The following is an 18320-nucleotide window of genomic DNA, read 5'->3' as shown; positions in this document are numbered from 1 at the left end:
CCGTCGGCCAAAGCACGGGAGGCTGTCTCACGGTGCTGTCGTACCCAGGCCACACGTTCTGGCCTCGGCAAGCAGTTCACGATGCACCGCGGCCGCGTTCCCGCGCCACAGAACCAGCCGGGCATGCAGCTGCGGGGTGAGCGTGAAACACTCCCGCTGCCGCGTCCCGGTCCTTCCTCGGCACGGGCCCGCGGCCAGCCGGCGCCACACCGTGCGCAGCGACACCCCCACCACGTCCGCGACCAGCCGCACATGGCCGGTCGCCAGCTCACCCCGCGCGTCCAGATCCAGCAGCCGCTCCACCGCCTGCTGCCGCGCCAGCGCCACCGGCACCACCGGCCCCGCGTCGGCTGGTCCGTCCTCCCCCGCACGAGCACCACCCCCCTCCCCCGACACCGTGAGAACCCGTGCGCCTGCGCACGGGTGTCCGGGACCCAGGACACCGGGCCCTGAACCCCGGTGATAGCGCAATCGGCATTCCACTGACACCAGGACGGGGCGTGCGGTAGAGGCAGCACGGCGCGGCGGCGGCAGAGAGGTGGAACGGTTCGGCGGTACGCGCGGACCTGTCTGCCTGCGCCGAACGCCGGTGCCACACGGGGCCCGGGCAGGCTCCAGCTGGCCTCTGACGCAGGTCGACAGGCTGACGGGATGACAGGAGCACTGGAGTTCGGCGCGCTGCTGGCGCGCCTGTTGAGGCATCGAACGCTCGACGGCTGCGTGCTCTCGACGGCGGCCGGCACCGGCCTGGAGGAGCTGCAGGCCGTGCTCGACGGGAAACCGCCGACCGAACGGCTGCTCGGCACCGTCGGGCCGATACCCGGCCTGCACGCCGCCGACCTGTTCGTCCTCGCCGGGCAGCCGGTACCCGACGACCTGACGCCAGTCACCCGGCGCCCGCTGCTGGACGCGATCCGGGCGCAGCCCCTGGTCGCGCGGGAGGGACGGGGTGGGACCGACCGGCCGTACCACCGGTACGAGCCGGGCTTCGGCGCGGTGCTCCTGGAGCTCACACACAGCCGGAACCTCAAGTGGACGTGCACGGCCAAGGCCCTGTACGCGGTGACCGGCGGGCGGGTCTACCTGTCGGCGTCCACCATCGGCGGGATCGGCCGCGGCACCGTCGAAGTGACCCCCGAACTGGTCGCCGGTTTCGCGGGCCTGCTCGGCATTCCTGCCCACGATCTGGGCGCGATCGGCGGCATCCGCCTGCCGGACGACCTGACGCCGCTCCATCCACGGGCCGCCGACGTGGCCGCCGTCATCTGGGAAGCGCGACGCCTCACCACCACCCAGCTCGACGCGGTGGAGCGCACCTCTCGCCGCCTCGCCGCCCTCTGACCGACTGGGCCCGCCGAGACTGCGGGAAGCACGAAGGCGACGACACCCTTGTCGACCCCGGCCCCTGCGCGTCCCCGTACCGGCCCACCGCTCACTGCCAGGCCAACTCCATGACCAGCTGCGACTGCGGCTTCTGCGCCGCTTACGGCCCCCTGCCCGGACACACCACCCATCACGGCCCCTGGACGCATGCCGACGGGCCGGCCCAGGTACAGCGGGCCAGCCGCCGCACCAAGCCACAGCAGAGCAACGCGCGCAGCGCAGCGATTCGGCCGGCTGTGCGCGCCCGCCCGTCTCCGCTACCGACTGCCAGGCGCCATACGAAGTAGGTCACGCAGCAGTTGCACCATGCCCTCGGTGATCTCGGTGCGGCGCTGCTCCGCCAGGGCGAGCAGTTCGGCGGCCTGTGCGGGGCTGGCATTGAGGGACGGGACCGGGCGGGTGCGCCAGGGGTGCGAAGCCAGGGTGCGGATCTGTGTGGTGGCGTCGGTCTTGGCCTGGGCGGCGAGTCGGGGGTGGGTATCAGCGCTCAGGACGAGGGCGGCGCGCAGTGCGGTGGGGCGGTCGTGCCGGTTAAGGAGCCGGTAGCCGGCCCGTCGCACCGCCGGCCGGTGCGGGTCGGTGAGCATGTCCCACAGCAGGCCGGCGGGCAGCTGGGTGGCACTTGGCGCGAGGGCTGCGGCGGCCTCCTTGACCACCGCCGTGGAGCCATCCCGAAGCAGCAGCGTGACCCGGGGCACGGGCACCGCATCCAGGCTCCGCAGGGCGCGCAGCGCGTGGACGCGGACCTGAGGGGCCGGGTTGTCCAGGAGGGCGGTGAGCAGTGGGCCGTCAGCCCGGCTGCCGGTCTCGGCGAGCCCGCCGACCGCTCCGACCTGCGGTTCGGCGGCCTGCACCGCCGCACGGTAGTAGGCCAGTGAATCCGTACCGGTGCGGCGTGCCGCCTCCCGCGCCAGAGCCCGGACCAGCGCGGACGGGTCGTCGAGGAACGGCACCACGCGCTGGGGGGAACCGGTGCGCATCAGCCCTGTGAGGGCGGTGATCCGGACCTCGGCGTGACGGTTGCGGGCCAGGCGATGAAGGAGCTCGACCTGGTCGGTCCATACCGCCTGCCGGGCGGCGGCCTCGGCGGCCCGGGCCCTGACCTGCCGGTCGAGATCGCTCTCGGCGAGGACGGCGAGGTCACGAAGCCGCAGGCGCTGCGCGGCGGTGTCGAGGACGAAGCGACGCACCGATGGCTCGGGGGCCGTGAGAAGCCTTCCGGACAGGGTCGTGCCCGACTCATCCAGCAACGGCACACGCAGTTGAGCGTGAGCGAAGGCGCCGCGTCGGCGCCGGTTGACCAGCAGGGCCGTACGCACGGTCACGGGGGTGGCCAGCAGGGGGTTCTCGTGGAGCAGCACGGCCAGACCCGTGCACGCCGGCTCCCGGACCTGCCTGACCCAGTCGCTGGTCCGCAGTACCAGAAACGGCATCGTCTCCGGGTACGGCTGGTTCAGCATCCGCCGCACCGCGCGCTCGCGGATGCGGCCATCGGCGTGCGAGGCCGCCAGGGCGAGCGCGACCGGGTCGGCCTCGGTGAGCAAGGGGGCCGGGCGCGCCGAATACCACGACTCCCGCCGTATGAAGGCATCCAGGCGCAACAGCAGCGCCGGACGTTCCGTCAGCACGCGCAGCGCCTCGATCGCGTCTTCCCGATCCGCGGCCGAGCCCACCGCCAGCAGCGCGGCGGTCAACTCCTCGAGCGCACCTCCTTCCCGAGCCCGTGCCCCGGCAACCGCCAGCCGGACACGCTCCAAGGCGTCCGTGCCAGGGGAAGGCTGCGAGAGGGGCTGCTGACGACGGAAGAAGAAGTTCACCACGTCATCCTGCCGGAGTCGATCAACTTGCCGCTTCCCATATACGACGCCAAACCGTTGCCCGCCAAGTGGTCACCGGCCGGTGTGGCGGGGTGACGGCCGCGAGGAACGTGCGCGTTACGCGCGGCCGGAGTGCCGGGCACAGGCACGAGCGCCGTCGGGCAGGCGGAGCACCGCGTTCCGGCGTCCGGGCAGGACGGGACCGCAGGTCGGCGCCCCGGCCGGAGCCCAGGACAAGGCCCGCGACAGCTGTCGGGGACCGGTGGGCGACACAGCGGAACTGCCGCGAAGGATCGCGGCAGCGGCAGTCGCCGGACGTCCGGTCAGTCGAGCTCGACGACGAGTGAGGCGTAGGAGGGGATCATCACCTTCCGGGCGTAGCTGCGCGAGACGATCCGGTACGGGCGCCCCGCCGCGCAGACTGCCGCGACCATGCGGGCGATCTCGGCGCGTGCGACGGGCGCGCCCAGGCACAGGTGGCGGCCGGCGCCGAACCAGAGCTGGCGCGAGCGCGGGTCGTACGGGCGGGTCAGGTCGAAGCCGCCCGCCAGGTTGTCGGCTGCGTAGGTGACGAGGAGGATGCGCTCGTCCTTGCGCAGTCGGCGGCCGGCCAAGGTGACGTCGTTGCTGACGTGCCGTCCGATCACGGGCGCGGGGGTGGTCACCCGGAGCCCTTCGCGGACCGCGTCGCGGATCAGCCCGGGGTCGGCGTGCAGCGGTTCCTGCTGCCCGGTGTCGTGGATCAGCGCGACGGTGCGGCCCATCGCGCTGGCGGCGGTCTCGGTGCCCGCGACGAGCAGCAGTGAGGCGAGCCCGCCGGCTTCCTCCAGGGTGATCCCGGCCTGGCGGCAGCGGCCGAGCAGGGTCTCGGGTTCGGCACTGGCGTACGCCTCCGGGACGCCGCTGGTCAGTGACCTGACGATGTCCCTGGCCGCTTCGATTCGCTCCGGCGGCAGTTCGGTGGAGGCGGCCGTGTCGAGTGCCAGCGCGGCCAGCCGCTCGCCGGCGGCGAAGGTCTCCAGGTATGTGGAGTCCGGGGTTTCCGGTGGAAGTTGGAGACCCAGCAGGTCGGCCATCAGCCGGCCGACGACGAGCCGGGCGGCCGCGGCGACGTCGACCCGTTCCCCGGCGGTGAGGCGCGCCGTGACGTCGGCGTAGACGGATCCGCAGGCCCGTTCGACCAGGGCGGCGGAGTTCTCCTCAGTGAACAGGTCCCGGGCGCGCCGGCGCAGGTCCGCGTGGCCGGCGCCGTCGAAGAGCCGGGTGACGTAGGGCCCGAGGATCTGCTCCCACAGGTGGCCCACGCCGCCCTCGCCGAGCAGGGTGAAGTGTTCGTGGTCGTTGAGCACCGCCCGGATCAGGGTGGGTTCGCTCGCCACCCAGCCCAGTCGGGGCACCCGCCGGATCGGTCCGAAGGGCCGGGCCATGGTGATCCTGGTCAGCGTCCACAGGGCGGGCCGGCTGGCCCACAGGAGTCTGCTCTCGTGCCGTTCCGCCGTCGTCGCGCCCATCGCCGCCCCGTCCTACCGCCGCCCCGAGTGATTGTGCTGGGAACCGTACCGTGACAGGCCGAGTCGGTGATCATCGTATGATCAGGCGGCTCGGGGGAGGCTTGAGCACCGTGTCGGAGGGCAGTGGACAGTTGGTCGGGCAAGGCGGCGGGGAGCGCGCGGTGATCGCCGCGGTGGCGGTGCACCTGCCCGAGGAATCGCTGACCTCGCGCGAGGTGGAGCAGCGGATCGCCGACAGCGGCCCCTACCGGCCGCGCCGCGGGCTGATCGAGGCGGTCACCGGAATCGCCGCGCGGCACGTCGCCCCCCAGGACTGGCAGGCCTCCGACTTGGCCGCGGCAGCCGCCCGGAAGCTGCTGGCCAACGCCGGCCATGACGCCGGGGACCTCGACCTGCTGATCTTCGCCAGCGCCTCACAGGACATGGTCGAGCCCGCCACCGCGCACATCCTGGCTGCCAAGATCGGGGCCCGCTGCCCGGTGTTCGACGTGAAGAACGCCTGCAACAGCGTGCTCAACGGGATCCAGGTCGCCGAGGCGCTGATCACCGGCGGGCAGTACCGCAGGGTCCTGGTGTGCACGGGGGAGGTGCCGTCGCGAGCGATCCGCTGGTCGGTCCGGGACCGCAGGCAGTTCGCCGAGTCGTTCCCCGGCTACACCCTGTCCGACAGCGGAGCGGCCGTGTTGCTGGAGGCGGGAACGGCACCGGCCGGGATCTTCCACCGCGCCTTCACCGCGGACTCCACGGCCTGGGAGGTCGGCACCCTGCCCGGCGGCGGCACCGCGTACCCGCGGGACCCGGAGGCGGGCTACTTCCGGATGGACGGCGCGCGGCTGCACGCGGCCTTCGAGGCGCTCGGCCCCGAGCTGATCCATCGGGCGCTCGCCGAACACGGTCTGGCCTGGGCGGACTTCGCGGTGGTGGCGGTGCACCAGGTGACCGTGCCGCTGCTGGACACCTTCCTGCGCAGGACCGGTCTGACCGCCGGGTCGCTGGTGCCGGTGCTGCCCGAGCACGGCAACCTCGCCTCGGCCGCGCTGCCGTTCCAACTCGCCCGGGCGCTGGAGCAGGGCCGCTGCGGGCCGGGCGACCGGGTGGCACTGATCGGACTGGCCGGCGGGGTCTCGCTCGGCGTCGTCTTCGCGCAGCTGTGAGCCGGGTCGTGGCCTCGGTCGTGAGGACAGTCGTGGGCTCGGCTGTGAGCCCGGTTGGGGGGGAACACCAGTGACGGACCTGTGGGTGGTCGTGCCGGCCTACAACGAGGAGGTCTCGCTGCCGGCCACGCTTCGCGCGCTGGCGGAGCAGACCGACGCGGACTTCGAGTGCGTGGTGGTCGACAACACCTCGACCGACCGGACCGCCGAGGTCGTCCGGGAGTTCGCGGTCACCGCGGGTTTCCCGCTGCACCTGATCACCGAGGCGCGCAAGGGCACCGGCGCGGCGGCGGACACTGGAATGCGGTTCGCGATCGAGGCCGGCGCCCGGTACCTGGCCCGCACCGACGCCGACTGCCTCCCGGTACCCGGCTGGACGGCCGCCGTCCGCCGCGGCCTGACCGGCGGGCTGGAACTGGTCACCGGTCAACTGCTGCCGCGAACCGACGAGTTTGCGCTCAGGCTGTGGGAGAGCCGGCTGCTGCCGGCCGTCATCGCGCTGGCGGCCTGGTTCGGCAGGTTCCGGCCCGGCAACCGCGACCCGCAGTACCTCGGCCCGTACCTGATGTGCCCCGGCTGCAACCTGGCCATCACCGCCGACCTCTACCAGCGCTGTGGCGGCTTCCCGCGCACCGCGATCGAGGAGGTGCACGAGGACCGCGCCCTGGTGAACCAGGTGCGCAGGCTCACCGCGGCCTACGGGCAGGTCCCGGGCATGCGGGTCTACGGCTCGGTGCGGCGGCTGCGCGCCTTCGGGCTGCGCAACACGCTCGCCTGGTACGCGGACCACCGCTACCGGCCCGACGTGGTCGACATCCGATGAAGCACCGCGAACAGATCTGGGAGCGACGGGTGCAGCTGGGCGCCCACCCGTTCGCGTACCCGTTCATCACGGCCGTGGCCCGGCGCGGCCCCGCCGTGCGGGTGCCCGGGGTCGGGATCGTGGTCAGCGATCCGGAGCTGGCCCGGCAGGTGCTGCTCGACCACGAGGGGTTCCGCAAGGACGGCCCTGGATCATCCGGCGCCCTGTGGACGCCGGTCCTGGGGCCGGCCGTCCTGCTGAACATGGAGGGCGAGGAGCACCGGAGGCTGCGGACCGCGCTGGCCGGCCTGTTCACCCGGGCCCAGGCCACGGAGCTGTGCACCCGGGTGCTCGGACCGGTGCTGCACGCGGCCACCGAACGGCTGGGCGCGGGCGGCGCGGTGGACCTGGTCGCCCTGACCAGGACGGCGGCCGGCACGGTGATCGGCGAACTGCTGGGGGTGACCGACGCCGCCGGCGCGGAGGTGTTCGAGCGGGGCGAGCGGATCGTGCGGTTGGTCGGCCTGCGGACGAAGGAACTGGCTCCACGGCAGGTCGCCAGGGCGAAGGCGGTGCTGGCCGGCCTGGTGACGGCGGCGGGCGAGGCGTACGACCGCGCGGAGCCGGACTCGATGATGGGCCGGCTGCGCGGCCACGGGCTCGACCGCGAGCAGGCGCTCGGGCTGGCGGCGGCGTTCCTGCTCACCGGGACGGAGACGGTCGCGACCACCGTGCCACGGGTCTACGCGATCTGGCACGACGCCGGGCTCCTGCCCGCGCTGCGGGCGGGCCTGGAGGAGGCGGGCGGCACGACCTTCGACGCGGCGATCGACGAGGCGATGCGGGTGATCACCCCGAGCCCGGCGATGCTGCGCCGGGCCGCGCGGCCGGGCCGACTGGGTGCGACGGCGGTGCGTGAGGGCGACCGGGTGGTCATCGCCACCGCGCGGTGCGACGTCGCCGCGGGGCCGTTCGACCCGGCGGCGGCGCTGGGCCGGTGCCCGGCGCACGACCCCAAGCGCCTGTGGTTCGGGGCCGGCCCGCACTACTGCATCGGTGCGCCGCTCGCGCTGGCCGAGATCAGGGTTCTGATGCGGGCGCTGCTGACGGCAGGGGCCGATCGCGTCGTGCGACGACGGGTCAAACGGCGGGTGCTGATACCGACTTACGCGCGGCTCGAGGTGGCGGCTCACCGGGGGCCTTCGAACCACGCAACGCTGGAGGTGACCGCCTCATGAGCGGCACGCCGAACCCCCCGGGCGCCGGACTGGCCGGCCGGATCGCGGACCACGCGCGCCGAACGCCCGACGCGGTCGCCCTGCTCGACGCGGACGGCACGCTCACCTACGCCGAGCTCGCCCAGCGGATCGCCGCCACCGCGAGCGGGCTGCGGGCCGCCGGCATGTCCGCCGGTGACACGGTGCTCTTCGCCGTCCGCCCCGGCCGGGACGCCCTGGTGCTCGGCCTGGCCGTCATGACGGTGGGCGCCGCCGTGGTGGTGGCCGACCCGGGCGCGGGCGACGAACTCGACGCCGCGCGCGGGCGGCTGGTCACCGAGCGCCTCGCCGCGCCGCGCTGGCTGGCCGCCGAGTCCTGGCTCCGCGCGCTCTCCGCCCCCAAGGCGGGACGCACGCTGCTGCGCCGCCTCGGTCTGAACCTGCCGGCGCTCTGCGACCCGACCCTGCGCCTCGTCCACACCGGACCGCGCCTGCCGGGCCTGCCCCCGAACGCGCTCTCCGCCGCCACCCTGGCCCGCGGCGCGTCCGCACCCGAGCCGGAACCCGCGGCCTCGGGGGACCCAGCCCGACCGGCCCTCGTCGTGTTCACCTCCGGCACGACCGCCCGCCCCCGCGCGGTGGTGCACAGCCAGGCCACGCTGCTCGCCGGCGCCGACCTGCTCGGCGAGAGCCTGGGCCTGCCCGCCGCTTCCGGCCCGGTCGTCGTGCACTCCGAGCAGCTGATGATCGCCTTCGCCTTCCTCGCCGCCGGCGCCACCTGGTCGGTGGCACCGCTCCCCGTCCGTCCGAAGCGCTTCCTGCGGGACCTGCGGCGCCGCCGGGCCACCCACACCTTCGGTACCCCGGCCTCCCTGGCCCGCCTGCTCGCCGCCGGCCAACTCCCGGACACCCTGGCCACGGTGCTGCTCGGAGCCGCGCCCGTGCCGCCCCCGATCCTGCGCCGCCTGCGGACCGTGCTCCCCTCGGCCCGGATCGCCGTGATCTACGGCGCGACCGAAATGCTGCCGATCGCCGTGACCGACGCCGAGGAGAAACTCGACCACGCACCCCACGGCGACCTGGCCGGCCACCCCCTGCCCGGAGTCACGGCACGCCTCAACGACGAGGGCGAACTCCTGCTGCGCGGCGCTCACCTGGCGATCGGCTACCTCGGTGACGGACCGATCGGCGAGCTCAACACCGGCGACCGGGCCCGGATCGACGCCGAGGGCCGGATCGTGCTGCTCGGCCGGACCAAGGACATGCTGATCCGCGGCTCCTTCAACCTCTACCCGGGCCTGTACGAATCCGCGATAGCCGCCCTCCCGGGCATCGCCGAGGCCGTCATCGTGGGCGTCCCCGACCCGCTGACCGCCGACGAGGCGGTGGTACTGGCCGTACGCCCGGACGGCTCGGTCCCGGAACCGGAACTCCTGCGCCGCCTGCACCGCGAACTGCCCCGGACGATCGACCACGCGGCGCTGCCGGACCGGATCCACTGCCTCCCGGCGATCCCCCGACGCGGGCGGACCGAAAAACCCGACCGCGAACAACTCCGCACGCTGGTCACGAAGGAGGCACCGTGATCACCGTCGTCACCGGGGCCAGCGGCTTCGTCGGCAGCGCCGTGTGCCGTGCGGCGCGGGCCGCCGGACACCAGGTGCTGGCGTTGGGACGGCGGCGCGCCGTCCCCGCCGACCTGGTCGGTGGCGCGCCCTACCTCTCCTGGGACCTGGCGGACCCCACGGCCCGGCCCGCCCTCCCGGCCCCGTTCACCCGCCCTGACGCGGTGATCCACTGCGCGGGCCTGGCAACCGACTGGGCCCGGCCCGAGGCCTTCCACCACGGCAACGTGCTGACCACCAGGAGCGCGCTGGCCGCCTTCCCCGAGACGGCGCGCTTCGTGCACCTGTCGACCGCGAGCGTCTACGACCCGCGCCGGCCGACCGTCATGGCCCGGGAGGACGAGACCGACGCGGTCAGCCACATCGACGCCTACGGGCGCTCCAAGGCACTGGCCGAGGCGTCGGTGCGCCGAGTCCGCCCCGACGCGGTGATCCTGCGACCGCACGCCGTCTACGGTCCCGGCGACACCACGCTCCTGCCGCGCGTCCTCCAGGCAGTGCGCCGAACCCCGTACGGGCAAAAGCTGTTCGCGATCGGCGACGGCAGCCAGCGGCTGAGCCTGACCAGCGTGGTGAACCTGGTCGACGCCTGCCTGCTCGCCGCCGAGGGCAAAGCCTCCGGCACCTTCAACATCACCGACCGGGAGCCGGTCGTGCTGGACGACGTGCTGCGCCAGGTCCTGACCGCCCACGACCTCCCGGCCACACCCCTCTACCTACCACTTGCCCTCGCCCTCCCGCTGGCCCGTACCGCCGAACTCCTGGCCCGGGCCACCCGGTCCGACCGGCGCCCCCGCCTGACCGTCTACGCCGTCCGCCACCTGGCCCACGAACGCACCCTCGACCTCACCGCCGCCCGCACCCACCTGGGCTACCAGCCGGCGCCGACAGACCTGGGGCCCGCCCTGCGCCGGAACTGACACGGGCTCTCGGCAGGTGGACCAGCAAGCACACCTCGAACTGAGTCCTCCAACCGGAGGCCGCACCGGCCGATGAACGTGCGGACCAGGGCGTCCCGAACATGTTCCGATCCGCGGCCGGCGGGCAGGTGGACGAGCTTGACGTAGCGGGTGGTGCGGTCGACCAGCGTGCCGATGGCGGACCGGTTGTCCTTCCCGACGATCAAGTCGCCCTCCCAGTGCCCCGGGACGAGTCGTTCGGCGGCTTCGGCGGGCCGTTCGCCGATGGGCAGGCCGGCGGCCGGGAACCGGGTGGTCCGCTGGTCGGGACGGCGCCGCTTGCGGCGGTACTTGCGTCCGGTCCGCAACTGGCCGGGAGGACGGTCCAGGCCGCCGCGGTGCGGCAGGTAGATCGGCTGTTCGCGACGGTGATCAGGTAGACGAATGCGTCTGCCGACTTCACCCTCTCCCCTCCGTCCTACGGCCCGGAGCTTCTGCCGCGCACGTAGCGCCGGGGTCGGGCACGGGCCCGGGGGCGGTCAGCCGACCGCGCGCAGCCGGGTGCGGCCGGCCTTGGGTGGGGCGGCCGCGGAGACGGTTCATCCCGGGTTCAACGAGGCGACGCCGGGGACTCCACGGGGCTTCGTCCACCCAGGCGGAAATGCGTCATCGAAGGCCCAATTTCGGTCATGGCTATAGTTCAAAGGCAAAAACGGCCTCATCCATTCGAAACGCATGCCAAACTTCTGGTCGTGGCGCGAATGAAATATCACATGTGCCACATCGCGACAGTTTGCGAACGCCTCCCAGCTCTCGAAGGAAGAAGCCCATGAACCCCGTCTCGCGTATCGCGGCCGCCACGACTGGCGCCGCGGCGCTCCTTGCCATCCCCGTTCCGGCGCTCGCTGACGCGCCGCAGCCCCCTGCCGCCACCACAACCACCTGCGGCTGGTCCGGCCAGCAGGCCGGCCTGTCCACCAAGGTGTGCGCGGAGGTGACCGGCGACCGCGTCGTGGTGTACGGCCAGATCGGGCTGGCGGGCCCGCCCTCGCCGGGGACGCCGTGGCCGCCGGCACCGCAGGAACTGATCACCGGGCTTTCGGCGGAGACCGTCGGCGGGGGATCGCTCGGCGCGGTGTCCGGGCGCACCGTGTTCACGGTCAGCACGGTGCGGGTGGACGGCATCGTTGCCACGGTGCCGTGCGGCTCGGTCGTACACGCCTCCTTCGCGGTGTCGGGCGCCTATCGAGGTCCGGTCCCGGTCACGCTGGCACTTCCGGTGAACTGCTGACGCGGAGTCCTCGCGGCGGCCGAGCCCGGGAGCCGGCAACGACCCGGGCTCGGCCCTCGCCTCGCTGCACGGGCGCGCTGTGAAAGAGGGCACCTTCGGCTGTGACCCCAGCCGACTGACAGCGGCCGTCACATCCTCCCCCTGGGCGGTCGTACAGCGCCCCACTGATGGCCACGGGTCGTAGACCCGGTCCACACGGACCGTATCGCTCGGGGATGTCCCGCCACGGGGTGTCCGCGCGGGTCCGCCACCGTATCCCGTCGATCAACTGCCGACGTGTCCACGTCCGCGGCCTGCCCGCCTTCTTCCCCACCGGCAGCAACGGCTCCAGCCGAGCCCACTGCCCGTCCGTCAGATCCCCTCGCGCCACACCATGATCATCACAACTCAAGATCCACTTTCGCAACAGACCCTCTAGGACTGCAGCCCGCCAACGGGTCAGCGGACTGGCGTCCATCGCTTGCATGGTCGAAGGTCTGCTCCGAGACCGCCAGGCCGTCCGACACCGCATCGGCGGTCCAGACGTCACCCAGATCATCTTCGGCGTTCTCGTCCATCACATGGAGCTGGAAGTAGTCCGCGAATAGCCGCAGTTTGTGTGTCGTCACTGGGTCCCTATTGCTCTCTCGATCCTCGTGTTGGGCAACACGCTGCGTGCCCCGTTCAGCCGTTCGCCGCGAGACGCTGTGAGGCATCGGACCAGGGCACGGGTTCCTGCGCGTCCTCGGCCATCATGACCTCTTCCTCCCACCAGCCGGTCCCTTCCAGCCAGGAACCCAGCCACTGCGCCAGGGACGGCGAGTCGAGAAACCACGCGTCGGCCCAGTCCTCGGGGCCTGCGTTCGGCTCGAAGAGCAGCACAGGCGCTGCGGGATCCAGGCAGTCCAGAGCCGCATACATGCCGCAGCCCCAGTCCAGGATCGGCAGTACTCCCTGCGGCCAGTACTCGGAGGCAGCGCTGCGGAGTGGGCCGTACTCCGAGACAGCCGTTCGTCCCGCTCCGATGAGGGGCAGCAGGGTGTACTCCGGACCGAAGCCCCCGTTGGCCACCTGCCGGTACAACCGGTTCAGAAGCGCCGGCAGGGCGAATCCGAGTTCACGCTCGGCTACCGCGATGTCCTGGTCGGTGACGCACGCCGGCAGGGCCTCCGCCTGCTGGACCGCGCGTTCGCGGACTCGCAGCACAAGGGCCGAGAGGTCGGTCATGCTCCTGGCTCCTGATCGCTGAGGTGTCGGGTGAGGATGTCCGCTGAACTCGGAGCGAGCCGGTAGATGCCCTGCAGGCTGAGCACGGGCAGGAGTCGCCCGTCCTCGACGTGCTTGGGTTTTCGCTCGCCGCGGCGCGAGGTGAAGGTGAGTTGCTCCAGGCAGTCTCCCGGCAGAGGCGCGTCGAACCGGATCGGGGTTCCCGGCGGGCCGAGCACTACTTCCGCGTGCGGGCTTCAAGGAGAACCTCATTGGGTGCGGATCCTTTGAAGGGAAAGATCGCGCGGGGCAGCTATGAGGCGTCGGCGTAGGCGAGGTGGGTGCTGCAGACGGTGCAGCGGAAGAGCATGGCGTTTGCTCCCTGGCCGAGGTGGCTCAGGAAGCGCTCAAGCTGGGCTGCATCGCGCCAACCGTCCATTCGTAGGTCGCTCCGAAGCTGGTCGAGCGCCTCGGGATGAGCCGCCAGTTCGGTGTATCCGACCTCGCCGATGAAGGCGGCCGCGTCATGACAGTGGACGAGCCAGTGCGGATCCTGCCAGCAATGGAAGCCAGGGGTGCGGCGGGTGACCTCCTCCAGTGTCTCCTCGCTGACGCCGTCAAGCCCGTAGGCGTCGGTGAAATCGCCCTCGAATCGTTCAGCTGCGCTGCCATCAGCGATGCACCAAGGGCAGAATCTCTTGTTGACCTCCTGGGCCGTGTAGAAGGTCGCGGTGTAGATCCATCCGGTGCTGCGTTCGCAGCAGGCGCAGGTCTGGGTGCTCGCGCGGATGGATCCGGTTGCGAGGGGGTCGGGGTGGTAGCGGAAGTAGGGCAGGTCGGCGCTCACCTTTGAGCCTGCCCCAGATTCGAGAGGTCGGCTTCGTCGCCGGTGGTCGGTGTGTCGGCGGGCGCGCCTGTGAACCTCATGCGTTGCAGTCTGTCCGTAACGAAGCCCGTGATCAAGCGGTGAGGTCGGGGTTGTGCTGGTCGGTGAGGTACAGGCGCTCGTGCTCGTGGGCGATGCGGAAGCGCCAGTAGGCGTCGAGGTCGCCGTTAGAGACGAGGGCGCGTAGTCGCAGGACGGCTTCGGCTCCGGCCAGGCCTTAGCGGGCGCCGGTGATGTCGAGTCGGTCGCCGATCAGGTGGCGGCAGGCGCCCTCGATCGCGCCGGTGGCGATTGGCCACCCCTTGTCGAGGGCGGTGTCGTAGCTGAGTTGGTCGAGGTGGCCGGTCAGGTAGCGGTGGCAGGCATCGACGGCCTCGCGCCGGGCGGCTGGCAGTCCTTCACGGTCGGCTTGACTACTCCCGTCGAGGGTCAATGAGTTACGTGGCAAACAGGCCATGTCGCGCGGTCAATGTCGCTATCGCCGGGCCGTACAGCGACCCGCCGGGGTCCGCTGCAGCCAGTCCCGATCCGCCAGGCGCCGCAGTTGGCCACGCAGCGGTTCGACCTGCGCCGGCTGTACTCCCTTACCGAGCGCCACCGCCACATCCCCTGCCTTGACCGCATCCTCCGCATTCCCCACGACCTTGAGGATCGCCTGGTAGTCGGCTGGCAGCACGTCGACATCCATGCCCGCTTCGCGGTGAGGGACCAGCAGCATCCCGCCCGCCCCGGGAGCCGTCGTGACCCGCTCCAACTCCTCGGCCTTCGCGGGGTCATCCGCCTGACCGGCCCTCTGAGCGTCGGTGAACTGCCCGAACACCACCTCCGCGGCTTCCAACCGCGCGACCTCGAAGTCGAGTTCGGCGAGGCCGGTGCCGCCGAGCAGTACTGCGACGACCCTGGTCACCCGGGGCAGCGGGCCCTCGTTGTCCAGGCGCTTGACGAACATCCGGGCCGCGCGCATCGGGCCGACTGTGTGTGAACACTACGGGCCGATGCCGATCGAGAACAGGTCGAAGACGCTGACCGCCATGCCGGGTGCCTCTCACGCCTTTGTGTTGAGGGAAGAACACCGGAATGCCGACCTCCCGAGGGCATCAACCAGGGGAGGTCGGCATTGGCGTTCTTGCCGCGCCGTGCAGTGCCCAGCACCGCTTCTGCTGCGGCGACCGGCGGCTCTGCTCGGTCCTACTCGGTCCGCAGCGCGGTGGCGGTCCGGGACCGTGCCGCCCAGCCGGCCGGCAGCAGTGCCCCGAGCAGGGCGATCACGACCCCGGCGGCCAGCAGCGGAAGGAGCAGCCCGGCGGTGTAGACGTGGGTCACGCTCGGTGGCAGGTGCCGGCCGATCGCGTTGCTCATCGGGCTCAGTGTCGCCTTCTCCAATGCGACCCCGAGCGGTACCCCGATGAGTCCGGCGATCAGGCCGGTGAGTGTCACCGTGGTCAGGACCATCGCGATGGTCTGTTTGGGCGTCATCCCGAGGGCCTTGAAGATCCCCATGTCGTGGACCCGCTCCCGGGTGTCCTGCGCCACCATGCTCAGCACCCCGAGCGCGGCGACCGCGGTCAACATCAGCGTGAGTGCCGCCACCAGGGCGTCCATGATGAGCACCACGAGGTTCGTGTCGGTCGAGTTCGGCTGGACCGAGGCGTTCAGCGGGGTCAGGGCGGCGGCGGCTGCGGTGGACCAGTCCTTTCCGTTGACGTTCGAGGCCAGCTCGACGTTGAACTGGTCGATGTGCGGGGTCAGTCCTGCGGCGGTGAAGGTGGCCGCATCCGTCATGGCCGTGTAGTCGGTTCCATGGGTGTCGAAGTCGATGCCGACGACCTTCAGTGCCAGTTGCTTGTTCTGCTGCACCACGGTGAAGTTGTCACCGACGTGGATCCCCACCGCAGAGGCCAGCTTGTCGCCGACCACGACCTCGCCGGGCGCCGAGTACCAGCGGCCTGACAGCAGCTCAATGTTCGTCCAGGAGAAGTCGCCGCTGACCGTGTACAGGACCGGCGGTTCGCCGCCGATCGGCGCGCCGATCATGGTCGCGCCGCTGTCGCCCCAGCCGAACGCGGCCTTCGTGCCCGGGACCTCGGCGAGCGCGGCGGCCACCTTGGGGGCATCCAGGTACGCGTGGCGCGGGTCGTTGGGGCCGTAGAGACCCCAGGACACGCCCACGTCGGCTGCGGGTATCACGAGCTTCGACGCGACGTTGAAGCCCGAGCTCATAGTAGTGTCCTGGTACTTGCTGAACGCGGTCCCCAACCCCACCGCGAAGGTGACGCTGACCGTGCCGAGCAGCACCGCCGCGCCGACCAGTACGGCCCGGGCCGGCCGGGCGAAGGGCTGCGCCAGCCCCAGCGACATGGCCCGAGGCAGCGGCAGCCGGGAGGCCAGCCGCTGCGCAGTCTGACCGCGCCCGGCCTTCGGGGCGCGGCCGACCACCAGAGCCTGCACCCCCGACATCCGGCCGGCCCGCAACGCCGGGATCGAAGCCGTGACGGCGACGATCAGCAGGGTGCCCAGCGACACCACGGCGCTGACCCACAACGGAATCGTGGCACTGGCCGCGCCGAGCTGCTCGGAGGCCCCGTTCAGGATCGGCCCAGCCACGAGATTGCCGACGACCGTGCCGAGGACCACACCGAGTGTCGCCGGGATCATGGCCTGGGCGGTGTAGGCGCGGGCCACCTGCGAAGGGGTGAAGCCCAACGACTTCAGAATCCCGATGCGCCGGATTCCCGAGGCCACCGCGCCGCTGACCACGATCGCGATGATCAGCACTGACAGGACCAGCCCGAGGATCCCGAAGGCGATCAGGAACGGCACGAAGGCCTTGGCGTTGCCGGTCGCCTGCTGTTCCGCGGTCAGATACGACTGTCCGTCCTCGACCGCGCCGGCCGGCACGGCGGCGGCCACCGCCTGCTTGTCGGTGGCGATGTCGGCGTCGGTCCCGGCCTTGGCGAACCGGTAGAGCATCTGCTCGTCGGTCTTGGCCCCGGCGGCGGTCAGCCGCGCGAAACCGTCGGCGGTGGCGAAGCCGGTCGCGCTGTTGGTCACCGAGTCGGCGAAGCCGACAACCTTGAACGACGGCTTGCCCGGCAGGGAGGAGAACACCACCGAAGAGCCGAAGCAGGCGTCGGCATAGTTGTTCGCCGGGAGGGCGATCTCGCCCGGGCCGGCCGGCCAGCGCCCCTGGGTCAGCACCAGCTGGTCCATCCCGGAGGTGCTACCCAGGTCGGGCCGGGTGGTGACGGTGATCGGATGGTTGTCGTGACCGGCCCAATCGGTCTTGGGGCAGTCGGTGCCGACGGTCGTGTCCAACGCGGCGGCGATCGGGTACGGCCCGGCCGCCTCGGTGACACCGGCGGCGTGCGCGGTGGCGGTGGTCTGCGCGGTCGTGACCTTCGAACCGTCGAACTGGACCGCCAGGTGCGCTCCGTTCCGGGTGTTGAAAGCGTGCTCGAACGGGGCCTGCACGGCGGTCAGCAGGCCGAGGGAGAGTACTGATGACATCACCGCGGTGAACGTCGTCAAAGCCATGACGAGGGACTGGACCCGACGCCGGCCCACGCCGGAGCGTACGACCTTGCCGAGCGCGCTCACCGGCTCACCGCCGGCAGCATGCGGGCCATGGCGTGGAATCCGGCCTCGAAGAGGCGCCGGGGCATCGGCGGCTTGCGCAGCGTCATCCGACCGCTCCCGCCGGACGGGTCAGCCGCGCGTGGGCGGCCAGGCCGGCATCACTGCCACTGTTGACGACGTCCCGCGCGACCGCACCGTCCACCAACTCGATGGTGCGGTGCGCGGTGGTGGCGGCCAGCTGCACGTCGTGGGTCACCAGCACGATGGTCTGGCCCTCGGCGTTCAGGTCCAGCAGCAGCTGGCGCACGTCCTCGACCGAGCTCGAGTCCAGCGCGCCGGTGGGCTCGTCAGCCAGCAACAACGCCGGCTTGTTCATCAGGGCCCTGGCCACCGCCACCCGCTGCCGTTGACCACCGGACAGCCGCTGCGGATAGGCCTTGACATGCCGCTCGATACCCAGCGAGCCGAGCAGCTCGACGGCCCGGCGCTTCGCCTCACCCTTGCCCATCCCAGCCAGCTGCGCCGGAACCATGACGTTGTCCAACACGGTCAGATCGTCGAGCAGATTGAAGAACTGGAAGATCATGCCGATCGAGGCCCGGCGGTACTTCGCCGATCCGGCCTCACCAAGCTGATCGACGCGTGTGCCGTCGACGGTGACACTGCCGCTGGAGGGCTTGTCCAAACCGGCGATCAGGTTCAGCAGCGTGGACTTCCCACTACCGGAGTGGCCGAGGATCGCCACACAATCACCGGACGCCACGGACAAGGTCACACCGGCCAGCGCGGGCGGGCCGTCATCGTACTTCTTCGTCGCCTCGCGGACGTCGATCATCGGTGCGTTCGTCATGGTCACGAACCTACGAACGGAGCGTGATCCGTCGCGTCGGCCGGCGGGTGTCACCTCTCCCCCCAGGCCTTCGGCCCGGGGGTGTACCCCGCGTACATCCCCGGGGCGACGCGCGGAGCCGAAG

General features: G+C 71.8%; 17 protein-coding genes and 2 pseudogenes. 8 read left to right on the top strand and 11 right to left on the bottom strand.

The annotated features are described in order from the left end of the window. Positions 1-27: 27 nt before the first annotated feature. The gene (locus ACH4J0_RS15155) at positions 28-333 is read right to left on the bottom strand and encodes a hypothetical protein (RefSeq protein WP_396240095.1); all 306 of its coding nucleotides are present in this window, start codon (positions 331-333) and stop codon (positions 28-30) included. A gap of 318 nt (positions 334-651) precedes the next feature. On the opposite strand from ACH4J0_RS15155, the gene ACH4J0_RS15150 reads away from it, so the two are divergent. Then, positions 652-1341, top strand: a complete 690-nt coding sequence (locus ACH4J0_RS15150; protein WP_396240093.1) for a hypothetical protein — start codon at positions 652-654, stop codon at positions 1339-1341. Between the two features lie 299 nt (positions 1342-1640). Here the strand turns inward: ACH4J0_RS15150 and ACH4J0_RS15145 are convergent, their stop codons facing one another. Then, the gene (locus ACH4J0_RS15145) at positions 1641-3077 is read right to left on the bottom strand and encodes a hypothetical protein (RefSeq protein ID WP_396240091.1); all 1437 of its coding nucleotides are present in this window, start codon (positions 3075-3077) and stop codon (positions 1641-1643) included. A 446-nt stretch (positions 3078-3523) separates the two neighbouring features. Next, positions 3524-4711, bottom strand: a complete 1188-nt coding sequence (locus ACH4J0_RS15140; RefSeq protein WP_396240089.1) for a cytochrome P450 — start codon at positions 4709-4711, stop codon at positions 3524-3526. Between the two features lie 110 nt (positions 4712-4821). On the opposite strand from ACH4J0_RS15140, the gene ACH4J0_RS15135 reads away from it, so the two are divergent. From ACH4J0_RS15135 to ACH4J0_RS15105, 7 genes are all read left to right on the top strand, one after another. Beyond that, positions 4822-5865: a 3-oxoacyl-ACP synthase III family protein gene (locus tag ACH4J0_RS15135; protein WP_396240441.1), complete on the top strand. Its 1044-nt coding sequence runs from the start codon at positions 4822-4824 to the stop codon at positions 5863-5865. A 70-nt stretch (positions 5866-5935) separates the two neighbouring features. Continuing rightward, the gene (locus ACH4J0_RS15130; protein WP_396240087.1) at positions 5936-6688 is read left to right on the top strand and encodes a glycosyltransferase family 2 protein; all 753 of its coding nucleotides are present in this window, start codon (positions 5936-5938) and stop codon (positions 6686-6688) included. Continuing rightward, positions 6685-7905: a cytochrome P450 gene (locus ACH4J0_RS15125; RefSeq protein ID WP_396240085.1), complete on the top strand. Its 1221-nt coding sequence runs from the start codon at positions 6685-6687 to the stop codon at positions 7903-7905. The genes ACH4J0_RS15130 and ACH4J0_RS15125 overlap by 4 nt, the downstream gene beginning before the upstream one ends. Further along, on the top strand, positions 7902-9470 hold the full coding sequence (locus tag ACH4J0_RS15120) for a class I adenylate-forming enzyme family protein (RefSeq protein ID WP_396240083.1): 1569 nt from the start codon (positions 7902-7904) through the stop codon (positions 9468-9470). Before ACH4J0_RS15125 ends, ACH4J0_RS15120 begins: the two co-directional genes overlap by 4 nt. Continuing rightward, positions 9467-10429: an NAD-dependent epimerase/dehydratase family protein gene (locus ACH4J0_RS15115; protein WP_396240081.1), complete on the top strand. Its 963-nt coding sequence runs from the start codon at positions 9467-9469 to the stop codon at positions 10427-10429. Before ACH4J0_RS15120 ends, ACH4J0_RS15115 begins: the two co-directional genes overlap by 4 nt. A 128-nt stretch (positions 10430-10557) precedes the next feature. Further along, a complete protein-coding gene (locus ACH4J0_RS15110) occupies positions 10558-10848 on the top strand; it encodes a hypothetical protein (protein ID WP_396240079.1) in 291 nt (96 codons plus the stop codon). Between the two features lie 389 nt (positions 10849-11237). Further along, the gene (locus tag ACH4J0_RS15105) at positions 11238-11699 is read left to right on the top strand and encodes a hypothetical protein (RefSeq protein ID WP_396240077.1); all 462 of its coding nucleotides are present in this window, start codon (positions 11238-11240) and stop codon (positions 11697-11699) included. Here ACH4J0_RS15105 and ACH4J0_RS15100 read toward each other — a convergent pair. The 8 genes and pseudogenes from ACH4J0_RS15100 to ACH4J0_RS15065 form a co-directional block, all read right to left on the bottom strand. Beyond that, entirely contained in the window at positions 11671-12156 is a 486-nt protein-coding gene (locus tag ACH4J0_RS15100; RefSeq protein ID WP_396240075.1) for a transposase, read from the bottom strand. The two genes, ACH4J0_RS15105 and ACH4J0_RS15100, sit on opposite strands and share 29 nt — an antisense overlap. After that, entirely contained in the window at positions 12080-12256 is a 177-nt protein-coding gene (locus tag ACH4J0_RS15095) for a hypothetical protein (protein ID WP_396240461.1), read from the bottom strand. The genes ACH4J0_RS15100 and ACH4J0_RS15095 overlap by 77 nt, the downstream gene beginning before the upstream one ends. 106 nt (positions 12257-12362) lie before the next feature. Beyond that, positions 12363-12905, bottom strand: coding sequence for an SMI1/KNR4 family protein (locus ACH4J0_RS15090; RefSeq protein WP_396240073.1), 543 nt, complete (start codon positions 12903-12905; stop codon positions 12363-12365). Between the two features lie 292 nt (positions 12906-13197). Continuing rightward, positions 13198-13731 (bottom strand): CbrC family protein, encoded by a 534-nt coding sequence (locus ACH4J0_RS15085; protein ID WP_396240071.1) that lies wholly within the window; start codon positions 13729-13731, stop codon positions 13198-13200. Between the two features lie 112 nt (positions 13732-13843). Continuing rightward, positions 13844-14188 (bottom strand): annotated as a pseudogene (locus ACH4J0_RS15080) (ISKra4 family transposase); the annotation flags it as partial. A gap of 450 nt (positions 14189-14638) precedes the next feature. Next, positions 14639-14803, bottom strand: a pseudogene (locus tag ACH4J0_RS15075) (serine dehydratase beta chain); the annotation flags it as partial. A gap of 155 nt (positions 14804-14958) precedes the next feature. Further along, on the bottom strand, positions 14959-17304 hold the full coding sequence (locus tag ACH4J0_RS15070) for an ABC transporter permease (protein ID WP_396240069.1): 2346 nt from the start codon (positions 17302-17304) through the stop codon (positions 14959-14961). Positions 17305-17449: 145 nt separating this feature from the next. Then, entirely contained in the window at positions 17450-18196 is a 747-nt protein-coding gene (locus ACH4J0_RS15065) for an ABC transporter ATP-binding protein (RefSeq protein WP_396240067.1), read from the bottom strand. Between the last annotated feature and the right edge of the window lie 124 nt (positions 18197-18320).

This window comes from Kitasatospora sp. NPDC017646 (genome assembly GCF_044329365.1).
GTDB lineage: Bacteria > Actinomycetota > Actinomycetes > Streptomycetales > Streptomycetaceae > Kitasatospora.
Note: the sequence above shows the minus strand (reverse complement) of the source record. Positions and strands in the feature narration are given on the sequence as shown.